Raw genomic sequence first — 18640 nt, 5'->3', positions numbered from 1 at the left:
ATGTCCGGCTTTCCCTCTCCCGGAAAATCCGTCCCATCGCCTCGCATCCTCGTGCTGGCGATTGGAGAGGCGCACCAGCTGTTACATGTTCTCGGAGTTGCCAGAGAACTTGCTCGCAGCGGCGTGATCCCAGATATCCTTGTACCAACAGATTGGCATGAAGATCTCATCAGGGCACACGCACCAGAGCTTTCACGCAACGTCTTGCGAACGCCATTGTTCTATCAGGGGCAGCCACTCTATCGGTGCCCGCCACGCCTTCCCAACCTTCTGCTAAGCCTCCGGCGTATTTCCGGATACGATGCCGTTCTGACGCCGGAACGCACATCAACGGCCCTGAAGAAACTGCTCGGCAAGCAGTCTCCAAAGCTTATCCATATCCTTCACGGTGCCGGCGATCGGGAAAAAGGGTATGAAGACCGTATACGGCTCTTTGATCTGGTTTTTGTTGCGGGTCAGAAGGACCGTGATGCCTTTCTGCGCTATGGCTTGGCGACAGCCGATACATGCCATGTCATAGGCTATTGCAAGTTTGACGTGCTACCGGCGGCGCCTCCGCGCTTCTTTGAAAATGACCGGCCGGTGGCGCTGTACAATCCACACTTTGATGCCCATCTCGGCTCATGGCTGAGATTTGGGCCGTCTCTGGTGGAGGCGTTTGCGACGATGCCGGAGTTCAATTTCATCGTCGCTCCCCATCTGAGGCTACGCGGCAAAGGCAGACATCTGTTCGACAAACTTTCCCGATTATCTCAGGCATCAAATCTGAGGTTTGATGGCGGCAGCCTTCACTCCATCAACATGGACTACACTCGGACAGCCGACATTTATGTGGGGGATGTGAGCAGCCAGGTTTATGAGTTCCTGCAAACACCAAAGCCCTGCGTTTTTCTGAATGCGCATGACGCGGACTGGAAAGACAGCCCGTTTTATCGCCACTGGACCTTCGGCGAGGTTGCCAGTTCGGCTGAGGAAGCCCCTGCATTGATCCGGTCTGCGGCGTCTCAACATCCCAGATTTGTGGCGCTTCAGACAAGCGGTTTTGCCGCCGCCATCAATTCAGGAGCTGACACCGCTTCCGCGCGGGCGGCTCTACTGATCCGGAAATATCTGGCATCTGCTCAACCAGCCGAAGATCGCCCATAGAACGCCCTGCCCCAGCCCCTTCGCGCCAGCCATATTTTTGAAACGCCGCCCCCTGCATTTGGCGTCAGGGATATTGACTCCCCCGCAAAAGAACAAAATAAGAACATATGGATCTCGCCACGCTCATGTCCAAAGGCCTGGTTGGCCCGCTGACTGCCCCGCCCGCACGGGAGGCCAGCTTTCCCTATGGGCTGGACAAGCACGGGCTGCATGAAATCGCCGAGGCGGCTTATGGAGACCGGGCAGCCGCAACCGGTTTTCTGCTGGCCGCAGCTCCCCGCCCCCCGCGGAGGACTATCCTGCTATGGGTGACCCAGGCCAGCACTGCACGCGACATGGGGAGAGTTCCCGAGGCGGCGCTGCGGGAAGCCACTGGCGGAAAAGCCCGCCGGTTAAGCCTTGTGACCCGGCACGCCACCGATGCCCTCTGGGCCGTCGAGGAGGCTGTCGTGTCCGGGGTTGTCAGCCATGTGATCGCGGAAGTGGACAGCGCAGACTTCACCGCAACCCGGCGCCTGACCCTTGCCTCCGAACGCCACGGTGTACCGGTTACCCTGCTTCTGCCGCACATCTGCGAAGGCGCGACCGCTGCCACCACGCGCTGGCGTGTAGGCCCTCAGCCCTCAGCGCCTAACCGTTATGATCCTCGCGCGCCGGGCCATGCGCGCTGGCGTGTCCATCTCGAACGCTGCCGCGCCGCGCCGGCCCTGGTGGGACAGGCATTTGATCTGGAATGGAATGATGAAACGCTATCTCTCAATATGGTTCCCGGAATGGTCACTGGATCGCCTGCGCCGGGTGAGGCGCCGCCCCATCCCGGTTTCCCAAACCGGAGAACCGGCTAGGCTGCGGCCATTCATCCTGCATGAGAAATCTCCCCACGGACTTGTTGTGGCAGCCGCCAATCAGGCGGCCCTTGCAACCGGCATTCACCCTGGCCTGCGTTTTACCGATGCCCGCGCCACTCTGCCAGATATTGCCGCCGAAGAGATTGACCGGGAGAGCGACAGAAAAGCTCTCTCCGCACTGGCCGCCTGGATGGTCCGCTTCTCTCCGCTGGTCGCGATTGAAGGGGAGGATGGGCTGATCCTCGAGATCACGGGCTGCGACCACCTCTTCGGGGGTGAGGCAAAAATGGCCAGAGAGCTTTCCGTCCGGCTCGCGCGGGCGGGATATGGCCACCGGCTCGGGATCGCCGGAACCGTCGGCGGAGCCTGGGCCCTGGCGCACGCCGCAGCCGAGGAAGGCCAGCCAGCGCTTCTTTCCAGCGGCGCGGAACGCGCGGGGCTTGCTCCCCTCCCCATACGCGCCCTTCGCATTTCTGAGGCGGCAATTACCCTGCTGCGCCGGTTTGGTCTGACGCGCATCGGCCAACTCTATGATATCGACCGCAAGGCGCTCAAGCGCCGGTTCAATTCCCGGCAGGCCGCAGATGCCGTCACGCTCCGCCTGGATCAGGCGCTCGGCCTGCGATCAGAGCCGTTTGCGCCATTTCGTCCGCCACCGGATCATTTTGCAAGGCTAGCCTGCCCCGAACCATTGACAGATGCTGCGGGGATAGATGCCGGCCTGATAAAGCTCACCGAAGAACTTTGCGGGTACTTGTCTGCTGATGGCCTCGGCGCGCAGAGTTTCCTGTTTCAGGCATTCCGCTCCGATGGAGACATGAGCGCCATACGCGTCAATGCTGCCCGCCCCGTGCGCTCCGCAGAACATGTATTGCGCCTTTTTGGTGAGAAGACTGCCCAGATTGATCCCGGATTTGGAATTGACCTTCTGCTTCTGGAAGCCTCCCGGACCGGCCCCATGACGGCAGGTAGCCGCCCGCTCTCAGGGGATCTCTCCGGAAACGACCTCGACGAGGAAGCGCTCTCGGCACTCGCCGACCGGATCAACGCCCGCCTTGGCGAGGGCGCCGTCACGATCACGCTGCCAGAGGCGCGGCATCCTGTTCTCATGGCGGAAAGTACCGTGCCGTTTGCGGGACAGGATATGGACGGCGCCGCCCCGCCTGAAAATCTGCCGGGCCTGCGCCCAACACGCCTTCTTACACAGCCCGAAAGAGTTGAGGTGATTGCGGAGGTGCCCGATGGGCCGCCTCTTCGCTTTGTCTGGCGCCGCAAGGTTCGGCGGGTTGTCCGCGCCGATGGGCCCGAACGCATTGCGCCGGAATGGTGGACCCATCTGCCGCCCCAGGCAGGTACAACCGCCCCCCTGCCGCGAACCCGGGACTATTACCGCGTGGAGGATGAAGACGGCCGGAGATACTGGGTCTACCGGGATGGGCTTTATGGGGATGGGCGCGGTGAAACGCCAGACTGGTTCGTTCAGGGATTATTTGCATGAGCGATTATGCCGAACTGGCCGTGACAACGAATTTCTCCTTTCTGCGGGGCGCCAGCCACGCGCATGAATTGATCGCGCGCGCAGCAGAGCTGAAGCTTGCTGCAATTGGCGTGGCCGACAGGAATACCCTGGCCGGGGTTGTGCGAGCCCATGTAGCGGCAAAGGAAGCGGGCTTGCGGCTGGTGGTGGGCGCGCGCCTTGTGCCGGAAGATGGCCCGGAAATTCTTGCCTATCCAATGGACAGAGCGGCTTATGGCCGGCTTTCTCGCCTGCTGTCGGAAGGTAAATTCCGGGCGCCTAAAGGCGATTGCCAAATTACGGTTACGGACATCCTGAAGGCCAGCGAGGGAATGATCCTGATTGTCACACCCCCAGATATTCCCTCTACAGATTTTCTGATCACACTGGAGACAATTGCCAGAGAGGCACCAGGACGAACATATCTGGCCGCTCGCCACGCCTATGCAGGCCGCAATCACGAGCGTCTCTCCCGCCTGGCGGAAATAGCAAACCGGGCTGGCGCGCCACTGATCGCGACAAATGATGTGCTTTATCATGTGCCGGAAAGACGCCCCTTGCAGGATGTTCTGACCTGCATTCGCGAACACCACACGATTGAAACGGCGGGCTTTCTTCTCGAAGCGAATGGGGAGCGGCATCTCAAGAGCGCCGGAGAGATGGCGCGCCTGTTCAAAGGATTTGAGCAGGCGGTTGCTCGCTCGGTGGAGGTTCTTGAACGCTGCCGCTTCAGTCTGGACGAGCTTTCCTACGAATATCCTGATGAGCCGGTGTCTCCCGGCTCCACACCGCAGGCCCATCTTGAACGCCTCGCCTGGGAGGGCGCCAAGATGCGCTATCCTGAGGGCGTGCCTGAAAAGGTCGCCGACCAGATTCGCAGCGAGTTGAAGATCATCGCGCAGCTTTCCTATGCGCCATATTTTCTGACAGTAAACGATATCGTCCGTTGGGCACGTGATCAGGGAATCCTTTGCCAGGGACGCGGCTCGGCGGCCAATTCTGCAGTCTGTTACTGTCTGGGTATTACCAGCGTCGATCCGACAATGACCAAACTTCTCTTCGAACGCTTTCTTTCGCCTGAGAGAAAGGAACCGCCAGACATTGATGTGGACTTCGAGCACGAAAGGAGAGAGGAAGTTATTCAGTATGTCTACGAACGATATGGCCGACATCGCGCGGCCTTGACGGCCACCGTTATCTCCTACCGGTCCCGGTCAGCCATCCGGGAAGTTTGCAGGGCGCTCGGGCTTAGCGATGATATTTCGTCTGCCCTTGCAAATGGCGTTTGGGGCAGCTGGAGTGATACGTTGCCCGACAAGCGCATTGCCGAAGCCGGGCTGGATCCGGGGAATCCCCTGATCCGGCGCGCTGTTCAGCTGGCGCGCCAACTGCTCGGTTTTCCCCGGCACCTCTCCCAGCATGTGGGCGGGTTTGTCCTGACACGCGGGCCCCTGATCGAAACCGTACCGATCGGCAATGCGGCAATGAAAGACCGCACATTCATCGAATGGAACAAGGACGACATTGATGCGCTCGGCATCATGAAGGTGGATGTGCTCGCCCTGGGCATGCTCACCTGTATCCGCAAGGCGTTCGATCTTCTGGAAGCACACAAGGGCATCACGCACTCGCTCGCCAGTATCGAACAGGGCGATGAGGCCACCTATGACATGCTCTGCAAGGGAGACAGCATAGGCGTGTTCCAGGTGGAAAGCCGCGCCCAGATGGCGATGCTCCCGCGGCTGAAACCGCGCACATATTATGACCTGGTAATCGAGGTCGCCATCGTGCGGCCAGGGCCCATACAGGGCAATATGGTCCATCCCTACCTGCGCCGCCGCAAGGGGATTGAGACCATCACCTATCCGAGCCCCGCCCCGGACCAGGGGCCGGCAGATGAGCTTCAATCCATTCTCAGCCGAACACTTGGCGTCCCCCTGTTCCAGGAACAGGCAATGCAGATCGCCATTGATGCGGCCAGGTTCACGCCCGATGAAGCCAATGGATTAAGGCGGGCGATGGCAACCTTCCGGAATGTTGGAACCATACATCAGTATGAGGAAAAACTGGTCTCCAAACTCATTGAGCGAGGGTATGATCCCGTCTTCGCAAAATCATGCTTCGAGCAGATCAAGGGATTTGGGGAATATGGTTTTCCCGAAAGCCATGCTGCCTCCTTTGCGCTGCTTGTCTATGTCTCCTCCTGGATCAAATGTCATCACCCGGACGTTTTCTGTGCTGCCCTGCTCAATAGTCAGCCAATGGGATTCTATGCGCCGGCGCAGATCGTCCGGGACGCTCAGGAACATGGGGTTGAGATACGCCCCGTGGATGTGAATTACTCCGACTGGGACAACACGCTCGAACCCCTCCAAGATTGCGAAGGCATTTTTGCCGTACGCCTTGGTTTCCGTCAGGTAGACGGGCTCAGCCAGGCTGACATGGAGCATCTGATGATGTGCCGGGGAGCGGGCTATGCAACACCTGAGGAACTGATGCGGCGCGCCTGCCTGCCGAGATCAGTTGCAGAGCGGCTGGCGGCGGCAGATGCTTTTGGCTCAATGGGGCTCTCCCGCCGCGCTGCCTTATGGAAAGTGCGAGGCGAGCCTTCCCAACATATCCTTCCTCTCTTCACCGCGGCGCATCTTGCCGAACAGGGCACCGAGGCATCCGTGGAGCTACCTCAGATGCCACCTTCAGAGCATGTCATCCAAGATTACCAAACCACCCGGCTGTCTCTGAAAAACCATCCGATGCATTTCCTGCGTCCCCTGCATGAGCGACGGGGTATCCTCAGCACAAAGGCCGTGACCGCTCTTCCCAGCGGCCGCCGGGTTCAAACATCCGGCATCGTTCTGGTGCGTCAGCGGCCAGGAACTGCCAGCGGTGTTGTGTTTGTCACTCTGGAGGATGAAACCGGGATTGCCAATCTTGTTGTCTGGCCACGCGTGATGGAACGGTTTCGCGCAGTGGTCATGCGCTCACGGATTATCCACGTGAAGGGCCGGGTTCAGACAGCCGACAATGTAACTCATATTGTCGCCGAGCAGTTGATCGATTGCACAGGCGAACTGAACCTGCTCTCGGAAGATACGCTGCGCGATCCCTTGAAAGGCGTGCTCGCACGGCCCGATGAAGTGGCCCGCCCGATCGCTGAGCGCAAAGGGCCGCCCAAAAGAACAGCAGGCGTTCATCCACGCGATGTTCGCGTGATCCCGCGCAGCCGGGATTTTCACTGATGCCACGCTCCTCTGACCCTTACCCCCAACCAGATGAAGAGGCGCAGGAACACAACCTCTTCTTCGCCCTCATGGCCCCTCCCTGCGCAATTCCGTTCCTGGCCGAGAAATGCGCCCATTTCCGGGACCGTTATAAACTCCGCAGCGCGCCCATCCCGCCTGACCGCTTGCACATATCCCTGCACCCTGTTTTCAGAGGAAGGCGCCTTCCACCCCGGGTGACCCACTTGTCAAAGATCATAGGCGGGGCCTTCCGTTTCGAGCAATTCGAACTCAAGCTCGACATGGTCATGAGTTATCAGAACAGAAGAGCCAAGAAACCTTTCGTCGTATGTGCGCAGCGCCCGTCACCCCATATCACTCGCCTTGCCAAACACATGGGTGAAACTTTTTCTGTCCTTTCGGGAGAGCCGCCACGCGCGGGTCAAAGGATAAGTCCACATATTACGCTCGTATGGGACAAGACGATTATCCCGCCGCAGCCCATCGAGCCCATTGCGATACCGGTTACGGAAATCGCGCTTGTGCACAGCCATGTCGGACATTCGAGATACGAATTCCTGGGCCGTTGGTCTTTGGTTCCCTGAGAGCACCGCCGCAATCGGGTGTTAAACCTCAGGATACTTCCCCAGAAGCTTGCCCCTACGATATACCGGTTGACGCATGAAGGGATTGAATCTTCTTTCCGCGCAGAATACAAACGTTTGCGTAAAGTTGCGTTCAGGCAATTTTGGTCGCCTTTGTCCGGCGTGCTCATGTTCTGAACGCCCTAAGCAGATAAGCTGCGCAAAGCAGCACATCCGGGAGGAATAGAATTGGTTGATGCAGACAAGCCCCCCTCGGCAATACTCAACCCGGATGTAGGCCAGCGACCATCAGCGGTCGTTGGACGGGGTCTTGCCCTCCTTGCCTCGCTTGCCGCACTTACGGGGCTGGCAGGGGTATGCGAGAGCGCGCCACCCCCACCTCAAGACCCGCAGGTATGTGTGCAGCTGAGCCCGGAGGCCCGCACATTCCTGGATGATCTCATCCTCGACATGCTCGATCCCGTAAGCGACTTCAGCCACCTTCATTATCTCGGCGAACCGGAAATGAAGGAGGTGCAATCTCTTGATATGGACCGCCGGAAGAATGACTGGGGGAATCTCTGTCAGTACAAAAATGATAATCTGACTGTCATGGCCGGACCTAAACCAAAGGTCGTTTTTCTCGGAGACTCGATTACCGAATTCTGGAGCATTGGCGATCCGGAACTGTTCGAGCCAGGCGTAATCAACCGCGGTATCAGCGGTCAGACTTCATCCCAGATGCTGGTCCGGTTCTGGCAGGATGTCGTCCGGCTGAATCCGGAAGTTGTCCACATCATGGCCGGCACCAATGACCTGGCGGAAAACACCGGATATGTGAGCGACGAAGCCTTCAAGGGCAATATCGAGGCAATGGTCACCCTGGCGCAAAGCCACGGAATTGGTGTGATCCTAGCGAGCATACCGCCCGCAGGATCCTTCGGTTGGCGCCCCGAACTCAATCCTCCCGAAAGAATTTCAGTTCTGAATCAATGGATTAAAGAGTACGCCGCGCAACAAGATGCGGTTTTTGTGGATTACCACAGCCTGCTGACGGACGATGGCGCAAAAATGTCTGAAAACCTGACCCATGACGGAGTTCACCCGCATCGCGAGGGATATGCCCGCATGCAGGAAGCCGCCCGGCAGGCAATTGCCAAAGCGCAGAAGTAACCCCGCCGCCCCGTTGGTAGCAGGCCTGACCATCCGTTCACGTCTCATATTGGAGAAGCAAATGTCCGCCCTTATCGTACGCCCCGGCAGTGCTGCTTATTGGTTCAAAGGTCTTTTGGCGGGCGCGGCGCTTTTGCTGGCCGCATGCCAGACGGCACCGATAACGCCAGCCCCCAGTGACGACACACCGGCGGGTCAAAACTGGGTGGCTAGCTGGGCCAGCAGCCCCTCCCTTCCTCTCGCGGCCGGCTCTGCCCCTCCGGGAATGGTTCCGGTGGTTCTTGAGGGAACGGTTCGTTACCAGATGCGGGTGAGCGCCGGGGGTGAGCGGGTCCGCATCGTCCTCGATGGGGGGGCAAGCGTTCCCCAAGTGTCCGTCGGCGCCGCGACCATTGCCCTTGTAAAGGAAGGCAAGATCGACATTGAGAGCCCCCAGAAACTGACATTCTCTGGTGCGGCCGATGGCCTTTCCCTCGCCGCTGGCGCGCCTCTCTGGAGCGATCCGGTAGCGCTTTCCATTCCGGATGGCGGCATTGTTGCCGTCAGTTTGTACCTTCGTGAACCGGTTCAGGTTCCCCAGGCAGACCCGCAGCTGATCGTGGCGGTCGCGCCCGGCGGCGACCAGACAGCCGCTGCAGAACTGACAGGCAGCAAAAGTCTGGTGGCCCGGCCGCTGGTGACGGCCATCCATGTGGACAATCCTGAGGTAAGCCGCGTGATTGTCGCTTTCGGCGACTCCATCACCGATGGAACCGGCAGCCGGGATCCGCTGATGCGCGGCTGGCCGGACTATCTGGCTGAGCGACTGCGAGCCGAGGGCATGAACCACGTCGCCATTGTCAATCACGGCATCGGCGGCAACCGCCTGCTGCAAGACAGCGTCGGCCAGAGCGCCCTTGCCAGGCTGGACCGCGATGCTCTGGCGATGCCAGGCGTCACCGACCTGATCCTTCTTGAGGGCATCAATGATCTCGGGCTGAGCGGCCTTACCCTGCCGGGAATGAGCGAGCCCTTCCCTGCCGTAGGCGCTCAAGACATTATCGCGGCCTATACGCAGATCATCCAGCGAGCCCACGCCAAGGGAATCCGGGTAATTGGAGCGACCCTGACGCCAGATCTTGGATCGCCCTTTCCCGGTTACGCGACAGAGGAAAAGGATGTGATCCGCAATGAGATCAATGAATGGATCCGCAATAGCGGGGCCTTTGATGCCGTGATCGATTTCGACGCTGCCGTGCGAGATCCAGAGAACCCGGCCTATCTTTTGAAAGCCTACGACGCCGGAGACCGCATTCATCCCTCCGATACTGGCTACAAAGCCATGGCAGACGCCATAGACCTTGATCTCTTTCGCTAGGGCTGGGCTGCGCCCCCCCTCCACACGCCGGACACAAAAACACGTAATTTTGAACACGACGGCTGCAGAATATGGACGGCCAAGTCCGGAAAATATTTGCAATCGTTTGTACCGCATCTACCATCAAGTGAAGGCGAGGATCCAAGAATGACTGCACCCAACAGCTCCGCAGCAGCCATCGATCGGCCTGCAAGCCGCTATGGATTGGTCACTGGTTTGACATACGCCATGTTTTTCATGTTCGCGATGACAACCGATGCAGTCGGCGAGATCATCAGCATAGCCAAGATTGAGCTAAGCCTGTCGAACACCGAGGCGAGCCTGTTCCACTGGGCGACGATGGTGGGCATCGCGCTCAGTGGCATTCTGCTAGGGTTCCTCGCAGACTCCCTCGGGAGAAAGAATGCAATTGTGCTGGGACTTGCCGTTTATGGGATTTCCTCTGCCGTGTTTTTCGGCTCCAGCACATTTTCTTTCTATCTGGCACTTCTGTTTGCAGGAGGCCTGGCGATCGGGGTTTTCAAAACCGCCATCCTCGCACTCATCGGTGACATATCCGCCTCCACAAGCGACCACACCCGCCGCATGAATGCGTGCGAAGGTTTTTTCGCCATTGGCGCTATTGTTGGCCCACTGATCGTTGTCACGCTTGATTCGGCCGGGCTGTCCTGGCGTTGGCTCTACCTACTGGCAGCCGCCATGTGCGGGGTTATGATCCTCGCATCCTTGAGAACCCGTTTTCCGGTGCCTGCGCGCAAGTTGGAAGCCTCCAAAGCGGACATGCTGAGCGCGGTTCGATTGATGGGCAACCGGCATGCCATGGGGTTCTCTCTGGCTATCGCACTGTATGTTGCATGCGAAGTCGCAATCTTTGTCTGGGCACCAACATTGTTCTCGGGCTACACGGGCACACCCCTCGCGATGGCGGTGGCGGCGTATGCCGTGATGATCTTCTTTATCTTGCGGGCTGTGGGCCGTTTCCTGGCGCTCTGGATTCTTCAGGTTTTTGACTGGAAGATTGTCATGGCTGCCTTCACCGGGGCTATCTTCGTCTGCTTCCTGCTCAGTACACTGTTTGGAAGAGACGTCGCTGTTTTCTTGCTGCCCCTGTCCGGGCTTTTCATGTCAATGATCTACCCCACCTTCAACTCGAAAGGTATCAGCTGCCTGCCCAAAGCCAAGCACGGAGCGGCCGCCGGCCTCATCCTTTTCTTCACCGCCGTCTCTGCAGCCTTTGCCCCCCTGCTCATGGGATATGTGAGTGATGTCGCCGGAAATGGCGACATGGCAGTTGGCTTCCACCTGGCCACCGTCTTCGCGGGGCTTCTCTTTGCCTTGGCACTTTACAATCTGATCGCCGATCCAGCTGGCGGCGCATTGGCCAATGCTGATTCCAGCGACTACTGAGTATCACAATGACTCTTCAAAAGCCGGTTCCGGTTCCACCGCCGTCCTCCCTTCTCTTTGAAAATGGCATTTCGCATCCAGACCTCTGGCTGTGGGACTCATGGACAGCGGAAACCGGAGGCACCACTCATCTCTATTGCCTCGCCCTGAGCCGCAAGGACGCCGCAGGCAACCCAGTGCTTGCCGAAGAACGCAACGACTATGCCTTCCATATACGGCATTTCTCTTCCAGGGATGCAGGCCGCATCTGGCAAGACCATGGCGCCTATCTATCCCCCCATACCATCGGAGATGGCGCCTTCGCACGCAATGTCTGGAGCGGCGGAATGCTCGCGCGCTCGGAGGACGATTGGGTGTGCGGTTTCACCGGATTGCGGGAAGCGGGCACAGACAAGCCATTCCTGCAAACGATCTGCCTTGGTCACTCCCGCAGCGGAATCCGGCTCGACACCCTGCCAGAAACAGCCCTGTCCTGCCCTGTGCGCGACTACGATCGTATCCGGTCAGCAGGATATTATCTGCCTGCGAAGGATATGCTGGGCCACAAGGACGGCGAAGAGGGCGGGCCGATCCTTGCCTGGCGTGATCCGTTCATTGTCGCTGGTGACGCTGAGACCCTGGAGGTGTTCTGGTCTGCAAAAGCGGCGCCGGCGCAGGGCGCTGTGGCTCACGCAACGGTGAGACAGAAAGGCGGCAGCTTTCAGATTGAGGGGCTTCACCCTCCAATTCTCCTGCCCGATACAGAAGCTTTCACACAGGCCGAAGTGCCCAAGCTTCACTACGATCAGAAGAGTTCGACCTGGTTCATGCTGATTTCTGCATGTGATCGGATCAATGAGAGCCAGCCTGCAGAAGACGTGACAAAGGTTTTACGCCTCTACAAGTCCAGCTCGATGAGAGGGCCCTGGGTCAGCGCGTTTGAACGTGATGACTCGATAATCCCGGGAACAGAGCATCTCTTTGGCGCGAGTTTCCTGCAAAGCGCATGCTCCAGCGACAGCGTGACTCTGCTTGCACCCTATACTGAATATGCATCTCCGGGCAGCCAACTGACCTTTGCGCCTCCCGTCTCCCTCAAGATCGGCGCTGCCCGCCCAGCGGCCAGGGAAGCAACACAACAAACTTCACACTGATCAGTGAAATCAGGTGGAATGGCGTATGATCAATTCCGTTTTGGTGAAGCAGGAGTTGGCGGTTCCGCCTTCCAGCTTTGCCAAAAGAAGCTCCACCAACAAACGCCCGCCTTCGGCAATGCTCTGAGAAACAGTCGTAAGGGGCGGTGTCATCATGGATGATTGCCCGATATTGTCATAGCCCACCACCTTCACATCTTCCGGAATGCTGAGCCCCTCGGCGACCAGTGCGTGCATGGCGGAATTTGCGAGAATGTCCGAGCTGGCAAAGATGCCGTCTATCCGGTTTCCGGCACGCAAGAACTCCAGAACCTGATCATATGTCGTGCGTCCGCCGAAGTTCATGCGCAGCAGATAAGACGGGTCATGAGTAACCCCCGCCTCCTTGTGCGCCTTCTTGAATCCCTCATACCGGAGCTTCACTTCAGGCAGCCCCGGATCGCCGAGGAAAAGGATGTTCCGTGCGCCACGGCTGAAAAGATGGGTCGCTGCGATATACCCGCCTTTGGCGTTATCGCTGCCGACTGTAGTATATTTGGCCCCCTTCATTCGGGCACCCCAGACAACGATGTTCGCGTTTCGCGCGGCAAGCTCGTTCAGATGAGCAGCCCTCGCCGCCTGGCCGATAACGATAATCCCATCTGCCCGGCCCGTGTTGAGAAGACGCTGCTCAGCAGCATGGCTCGCTTCGCGCGGAACGCTCACCACCAGGTCGTAATCAAGCTCCGCAGCAGCTTGTGAGACACCGCCGACCATCTCCAGAAAGAACGGGTCGGACATCGTCTGATCCGTTTCCGGGTTCAACGGGATAACCATTCCCAGAGCGCGGGCCGACTTTCGCCGCAGGCTGCTTGCAGGCGCGTTCACAGCATATCCGACCTCGCTGGCAATCCGCTGGATTCTCTTGCGAGTACTTTCCTTGACCACGGGGCTGTCGCTCAAAGCGCGCGAAACGGTCGAAATATCGACGCGCGCAATCTTCGCCAGCTCTATCATGGTGATCTTTTTATTCATTTCGGATCCCTGAAAAACCAAGACATGCAATGAACCTGCCATCAGCGATGGCGTCAGCCCACCTTACACCCGAAAGGATGCACAAGGGCTTATGCCAGTAGCGTTAAACCCAAACTCCCGCCTTCAGCATCGGACATCCCGCTCAGTTCACGCCTGAATTTAGACGCGATCCCCCCACTGGCCAAGGGCAGATACTGTCAGGAGCACCCTCGGTTTTGCCGAAATCACTGATTGATGCCGTCTTGCGCTCCAAATACAAACGTTTGCACAAACTGGATTCTGATTGTAGTTTTTCAGAAGCCCTCGAATGGGAGCCTCGATCCATCTTGACGAGGCAATCACCCGGATGGGCAGCAAGACAGAGACAAAATATCAAATGCCGATAAACGGCTGGCAAGGAGGAAACATGGCGGCGCACCTCACGAGAAGACAATTCGGCATTGCCGGCCTCGGCATGGCGGGCGTCCTAACTATGGGGGCGCCTTCGTGTGCGGCCATCGAGCCGCAGCCTGCCGGTCCCACCCCGCCACTGGCGCGGGATCCGCTCAGCCATGTGGACCCGGAATTGCGCGCAATCGCTGCGCGCATGCTGGAGAATGGACCACCTCCCAGCTATTCGGCCGAAAGCCTTAAGTCCGCTCGCAATTTTGGAGCGGCATTTGCGCCTCCCCGCCTGCCTGACATTGCCGTCTTGGAGGAATTTGCGCGCCTGCCTGGCGATGCACCCGATGTGAAACTCTTCGTTATCAACGCAAAGCCTGGGGCCTCCCGCCCTGCCATACTGCACTCGCATGGTGGCGGGTACATACTGGGAAAGGCCGAATGGGAGGTCGGCCATCTGCAAGCGCTGGCGCGCGACCTCGATTGCGTCATTGTGAGCGTCGAATACAGGCTGGCGCCGGAAACACGCTATCAGGGTTCAATTGAAGACAACTATGCCGGGCTGCTGTGGCTCTACCAGAATGCTGAGCCCCTTGGCGCCGATCCCGCGCGCATCGCCCTTCTCGGCGAAAGCGCCGGCGGGGGTCATTCGGCCCTGTTGGCAATCACTGCACGTGACCGGGGAGAAGTGCCCGTGGCCTTCCAGACGCTCGTCTACCCCATGCTGGATGATCGCACGGGCAGCACGCGGATGCCGCCCCCGTTTATCGGCGCCTTCGGCTGGGATGCCGCATCCAACCGTTTCGGTTGGGAGGCTTTTCTGGGACAACCACCCGGCGGCAGCGGCGTACCTGTCACGGGCGTCCCCGCGCGCATTGAGAATCTGACGGGGCTTCCGCCAGCCTTCATTGGCGTCGGCGGAATTGATCTCTTTGTCAGTGAAAACATCGAATATGGGCGCAGGCTGATTGAGGCTGGCGTGCCGGTTGAACTGGTGGTCGTGCCCGGCGCCTTCCATGGCTTTGACAGAATTGCTGCGGATACCATGATCGCCAAACGCTTTACCAACGCGAAGGTGAATGCCTTGCGCCGGGCATTTGGTCAGGCCCAAGAGATATAATCTGAAACAATTTTCCATCCGCTCAGGGATGACATCGGAGGATCAAATGAAAGTCCTGTTCCCGGAACGCAACATGCCCGTGCGCCGCCTGCTACTCCCCCTTATAGCTTCCTGCGCCAGCCTGCTCGCAGCATGCGCGCATCAATCTCTCCCGCAGCCCCCCGAAGCCACCGTTCAGGTAAGCGTCGATCCTGACGGCGTCGTGCATGTCCCTGCAATGTCGGTTCCGGTGTCCGAATATCTCAGCCCGGAAGGCAAGGCATATCTCGTTGACCACCTGCTGACGATGAAAAATCCCGAACTGCTGAAGGAAGTCGAAGGCATCGGGGGCCCGGCATTCCTGAAGAGTTACATCGATCGGCAACGAGAGCTCTTTGCCGTTCAGAAAGTGGAAACCGAAATCGGCGGTGTTCCGGTTTATGACTATACCCCTTCAGAAGGCATCAAACCGAAAAATCAGAACCGTGTGCTGATAAACCTGCACGGCGGCGGATTCATAACCTGCTGGCCCGCCTGCGCCGAAGTGGAGTCGATGCCCATCTCCGCGCTGGGAGGATACCGGGTCGTTGCGGTCAACTATCGTCAGGCGCCTGAATATAAGTTTCCCGCTGCCAGCGAAGATGTCGCCGCCGTCTACGCAGAACTCCTGAAGACCTATCCGGCAGAAAATATCGGCATCTTCGGCTGCTCGGCGGGCGGAATGCTGACCGGCATGTCTCTGGCCTGGTTCCAGAAGCACGGCTTGCCGATGCCCGGCGCAGCGGGCATCTATTGCGCCGGATCCGCCGCGCCGGTGAACGGCTTCGGCGGCGACGCAAATTACACCGCCACCGCCATTGGCGAAGCACGCTTCATGGCGCCTAGGCCGGCGCCTGACACCTCCGGCGCCCCGAAGCGTTCCATGATGCCCTACCTTTCGGAGGTTGATCCGTACGACCCGCTTGTCGCCCCCGCTCACCACGATGACGTTCTGGCAGCATTCCCCCCGACACAGATCATCACCGGCACCCGGGGATTTGAGCTCAGCTCAGCAGTCTACACCCACAGCAGGCTGGTAAAGCTTGGCGTAAAGGCAGACCTGCATGTATGGGAGGGCATGTTTCACGGGTTTTACAGCAACCCGGATGTTCCCGAATCTCAGGACGCTTACAGGGTGATGATCGATTTCTTTGACGAGCACCTGGGGAAATAGTCGCGTATGCGAGTTTGACAGAGCTCCGCGAAGTTTAATGCATAGACTTGACGGCCCCAACCCAGACATCGCACCGCGCCTTACATAACGAGCGCTCACCTTACCCTCTCCTTCGCAAGGGATGACACAGAATGGTCGCAGAAACACGTGTTGCCGCCGTGGAACTTGGTGGCACAAAATCCATTGCGATTGTGGCGGACGGGAACACCGTGCGGGATCAGGTATCGGTTCCTACCACCACACCGGAAGAAACGCTGCCGCGTCTGCGTGACCAACTGAACACCTGGTATGCCGAGAAGCCCTTCTCGGCGATCGGAATTGCATCCTTTGGCCCCGTCCAACTCCGGAAACAATCGGACAATTTCGGCAGTATACTGAAAACGCCCAAACCATACTGGACCAATGCCAATGTCGCCGCACAACTTGTCAATTCTTTTGAATGCCCCTGGGCTATCGACACCGACGTAAATGGCGCAGCGCTCGCCGAATATCGCTGGGGCGCGGGACAAGGCTGCTCCAGCATCTGCTACATCACAATTGGCACGGGTGTGGGTGGAGGTCTGGTTATCAATGGGCAGCCGGTGCATGGCTACATGCATCCGGAAATCGGACATATCCGCACGCGCCGGTCTGCAAACGACACATTCTCGGGTGTCTGCCCCTTCCATGGGGATTGCATTGAGGGGCTGATTTCTGGCCCGGCTCTGGCAGCGCGCTTTGGCCGGCCAATGGCCGAAGTGGGCGACGCAGATCCGCTCTGGAGTCTCATTGCCAATGATATCGCTGAACTGGTTTCCACGCTGCTGCTTACAACATCAGCAGAGCGGGTATTGTTTGGTGGCGGTGTCAGTACGTCTCGGCCTTTCCTGCTTCCCATGGTGCAGAAGCGCACGCAGGAACTCCTCGCGGGGTATCTGCCTATTCCGCAAGCGGAGGATTTTGCCACCATCATCCGGCCAGCAGGGCTTGGCAGCCAAGCCGGACCTCTTGGCGCAGTTGCGCTGGCTCATTCCGCACTTGGGATCTGAAGCAAGACGCCAGCAAAGCTCCCAGAAATGCCGGACAGGATCAGATCCTGGCCCCATACGGCATCCTGAAAAGCACAACGCAGTTCAGTCGGATGAGGCGCCAGTGTCCTCGATCAGATCAAGAAAGCCATTGACGATCGCCGTTTCCGCACAGCCCGGCTTCAGCCGGGAGGAAACAACCTCAAACGTATTTTGAGCAAACGCCGCATCATTGGGAATGTACCCTGAGCGGGCCATGCCATTCGTCAAAGTCGCAACGATTGAGTTCCTGATGGGCGACTCTGCTTTGAACCTCTGAGCAATCATTGTGAAGATTTCAGCGTCGATCCCTCCGATCACGGTATCGCCGATTCTCAGAAGGCTGAGCTTCATGGGCACAGGATCAGCGTCCTCATAGACGCCCGGATAGCCGGCACGCCCCTTGTCGAGCCGATTGCGTCCAGGGCAGCTGACCGTCATCTGAGCCCCGGAAATCGCAGCTTGCGTGACCGGCCGCGCCAGCCCGGAACGCAGAACATGGAGCACTTCTTCGCCGAGCATCTGTCCCATTGTGGCGTTCATCTGCTTCTGCTGCTCCATCAGCATCGCAACTTTTGGATTTGACCTGTCCATCCCTTGCCCACCGGGCGGCATCGCATTGCTGATATCCTCTCCACGCGCGGCGAAATCGGCGATCCGGATTTCCCGGAGATCATAAGTCTGCTGGAAAAAGATCGGGTTCTGGTCACCTGCGGCGCCATAGGAAAAGACCGCAACAGCCTCTTCCCCAAGGGACTCCTCAATATAGCCGGATGCTGCACCGGGAATGTCGCCGCTGATGAGATCAAGGTTTCCGGTGATTACCGGGTGTACGGCGTAATTATAGTAAATCCCGATGGGCGCGCCTTCGAGCGTCTGAAAGCTCAGCACAGCGACAGTCTTGTCAGAGGGCCCCCGATAGTTCGGCCCCTCCCACCAGCGACCTGTTTGGGGATCGATGATGTTTCTGTTTACATTGATGTAGGAGACGCCCGTGCCAAAAGCCATTTTGGCAGGTTGAAGCGCGGCCACTGCTTCTTCCACAGCCTGATACAACTGCTCCTCATAGCCGACGCTCCAGCCGAAAGGCACGCTGTGCGTATGAGTTGCCGTCAGAATGACCTGGTCTGCCGGAATGCCCAATTCCGCTTCGGCCTTGGTGGTAAGCCGCTGCCAGATTTCGTTCGGAATGGCCCCGGCATCCACGGTTACCATCGCGGCTCGCTGCGCGCCGCTTTCCAGCACGATCGCCCGCACGTGAATCGGATCCAGAATGCCTGTGAATATCCTGGGCAGCTTGTCGCCAGAGGGCGTGATATCGACCTTCGAAGCACCGGCTTTCAATCCCGCCCCCTGCGCCAGGGCCGCCGGCATTGGCGCGCATCCCGCAGCGAAAGCTATTGCGACGGCTGCCCCGCGCAGCGCAGAAACGCTTGAAGATATTGTGGTCAAATGAGCCTCCCAGATCGGAATTATTACAACCGTTTGCAAAACGCGTAAGG

General features: G+C 58.7%; 13 protein-coding genes. 11 read left to right on the top strand and 2 right to left on the bottom strand.

Translation table 11 applies throughout. The annotated features are described in order from the left end of the window. The 8 genes from C0456_RS03130 to C0456_RS03095 all read left to right on the top strand — a co-directional run bounded on the left by C0456_RS03130 (nucleotide 1) and on the right by C0456_RS03095 (nucleotide 12385). Nucleotides 1–1146 (top strand): glycosyltransferase, encoded by a 1146-nt coding sequence (locus tag C0456_RS03130; RefSeq protein ID WP_291048178.1) that lies wholly within the window; start codon nucleotides 1–3, stop codon nucleotides 1144–1146. Nucleotides 1147–1253: 107 nt separating this feature from the next. Then, the gene (locus C0456_RS03125) at nucleotides 1254–1991 is read left to right on the top strand and encodes a hypothetical protein (RefSeq protein WP_291048175.1); all 738 of its coding nucleotides are present in this window, start codon (nucleotides 1254–1256) and stop codon (nucleotides 1989–1991) included. Next, nucleotides 1885–3492 (top strand): DNA polymerase Y family protein, encoded by a 1608-nt coding sequence (locus C0456_RS03120; protein WP_367179197.1) that lies wholly within the window; start codon nucleotides 1885–1887, stop codon nucleotides 3490–3492. Before C0456_RS03125 ends, C0456_RS03120 begins: the two co-directional genes overlap by 107 nt. Then, nucleotides 3489–6749 carry an error-prone DNA polymerase gene (locus C0456_RS03115; RefSeq protein ID WP_291048169.1) on the top strand — a complete coding sequence of 1087 codons (3261 nt, stop codon included), beginning with the start codon at nucleotides 3489–3491 and terminating at the stop codon, nucleotides 6747–6749. The genes C0456_RS03120 and C0456_RS03115 overlap by 4 nt, the downstream gene beginning before the upstream one ends. Before the next feature lie 815 nt (nucleotides 6750–7564). Further along, nucleotides 7565–8488, top strand: coding sequence for an SGNH/GDSL hydrolase family protein (locus C0456_RS03110; RefSeq protein WP_291048168.1), 924 nt, complete (start codon nucleotides 7565–7567; stop codon nucleotides 8486–8488). A 274-nt stretch (nucleotides 8489–8762) separates the two neighbouring features. Then, a complete protein-coding gene (locus C0456_RS03105) occupies nucleotides 8763–9845 on the top strand; it encodes an SGNH/GDSL hydrolase family protein (protein WP_291048166.1) in 1083 nt (360 codons plus the stop codon). A gap of 147 nt (nucleotides 9846–9992) precedes the next feature. After that, nucleotides 9993–11252, top strand: a complete 1260-nt coding sequence (locus C0456_RS03100; protein ID WP_291048164.1) for a sugar MFS transporter — start codon at nucleotides 9993–9995, stop codon at nucleotides 11250–11252. 8 nt (nucleotides 11253–11260) lie between these two features. Next, nucleotides 11261–12385 carry a hypothetical protein gene (locus C0456_RS03095; RefSeq protein WP_291048162.1) on the top strand — a complete coding sequence of 375 codons (1125 nt, stop codon included), beginning with the start codon at nucleotides 11261–11263 and terminating at the stop codon, nucleotides 12383–12385. A gap of 9 nt (nucleotides 12386–12394) precedes the next feature. On the opposite strand, the gene C0456_RS03090 is transcribed toward C0456_RS03095, so the two are convergent. Then, a complete protein-coding gene (locus C0456_RS03090; protein WP_291048160.1) occupies nucleotides 12395–13399 on the bottom strand; it encodes a substrate-binding domain-containing protein in 1005 nt (334 codons plus the stop codon). Between the two features lie 406 nt (nucleotides 13400–13805). Here C0456_RS03090 and C0456_RS03085 point away from each other — a divergent pair, with 406 nt between their 5' ends. The 3 genes from C0456_RS03085 to C0456_RS03075 all read left to right on the top strand — a co-directional run bounded on the left by C0456_RS03085 (nucleotide 13806) and on the right by C0456_RS03075 (nucleotide 17120). Next, nucleotides 13806–14900 carry an alpha/beta hydrolase gene (locus C0456_RS03085; RefSeq protein ID WP_291048158.1) on the top strand — a complete coding sequence of 365 codons (1095 nt, stop codon included), beginning with the start codon at nucleotides 13806–13808 and terminating at the stop codon, nucleotides 14898–14900. 46 nt (nucleotides 14901–14946) lie between these two features. Continuing rightward, the gene (locus tag C0456_RS03080) at nucleotides 14947–16092 is read left to right on the top strand and encodes an alpha/beta hydrolase fold domain-containing protein (protein ID WP_291048155.1); all 1146 of its coding nucleotides are present in this window, start codon (nucleotides 14947–14949) and stop codon (nucleotides 16090–16092) included. Nucleotides 16093–16223: 131 nt separating this feature from the next. After that, nucleotides 16224–17120, top strand: a complete 897-nt coding sequence (locus tag C0456_RS03075) for an ROK family protein (RefSeq protein WP_291048152.1) — start codon at nucleotides 16224–16226, stop codon at nucleotides 17118–17120. Nucleotides 17121–17204: 84 nt separating this feature from the next. Here C0456_RS03075 and C0456_RS03070 read toward each other — a convergent pair whose 3' ends face one another. Then, a complete protein-coding gene (locus C0456_RS03070) occupies nucleotides 17205–18512 on the bottom strand; it encodes a neutral/alkaline non-lysosomal ceramidase N-terminal domain-containing protein (RefSeq protein WP_291048150.1) in 1308 nt (435 codons plus the stop codon). Between the last annotated feature and the right edge of the window lie 128 nt (nucleotides 18513–18640).

The sequence above is a fragment of the Hyphomonas sp. genome (assembly GCF_013823385.1).
GTDB lineage: Bacteria > Pseudomonadota > Alphaproteobacteria > Caulobacterales > Hyphomonadaceae > Hyphomonas.
This window is presented reverse-complemented; position numbering and strand designations above follow the sequence as displayed.

Coding starts and splice junctions, on each gene's coding strand:
- C0456_RS03130 (WP_291048178.1), top strand. CDS start 1: ATGTCCGGCTTTCCCTCTCCCGGAAAATCCGTCCCATCGCCTCGCATC.
- C0456_RS03125 (WP_291048175.1), top strand. CDS start 1,254: ATGGATCTCGCCACGCTCATGTCCAAAGGCCTGGTTGGCCCGCTGACT.
- C0456_RS03120 (WP_367179197.1), top strand. CDS start 1,885: ATGATGAAACGCTATCTCTCAATATGGTTCCCGGAATGGTCACTGGAT.
- C0456_RS03115 (WP_291048169.1), top strand. CDS start 3,489: ATGAGCGATTATGCCGAACTGGCCGTGACAACGAATTTCTCCTTTCTG.
- C0456_RS03100 (WP_291048164.1), top strand. CDS start 9,993: ATGACTGCACCCAACAGCTCCGCAGCAGCCATCGATCGGCCTGCAAGC.
- C0456_RS03095 (WP_291048162.1), top strand. CDS start 11,261: ATGACTCTTCAAAAGCCGGTTCCGGTTCCACCGCCGTCCTCCCTTCTC.
- C0456_RS03090 (WP_291048160.1), bottom strand. CDS start 13,399: ATGAATAAAAAGATCACCATGATAGAGCTGGCGAAGATTGCGCGCGTC.
- C0456_RS03085 (WP_291048158.1), top strand. CDS start 13,806: ATGGCGGCGCACCTCACGAGAAGACAATTCGGCATTGCCGGCCTCGGC.
- C0456_RS03080 (WP_291048155.1), top strand. CDS start 14,947: ATGAAAGTCCTGTTCCCGGAACGCAACATGCCCGTGCGCCGCCTGCTA.
- C0456_RS03075 (WP_291048152.1), top strand. CDS start 16,224: ATGGTCGCAGAAACACGTGTTGCCGCCGTGGAACTTGGTGGCACAAAA.
- C0456_RS03070 (WP_291048150.1), bottom strand. CDS start 18,512: ATGCCGGCGGCCCTGGCGCAGGGGGCGGGATTGAAAGCCGGTGCTTCG.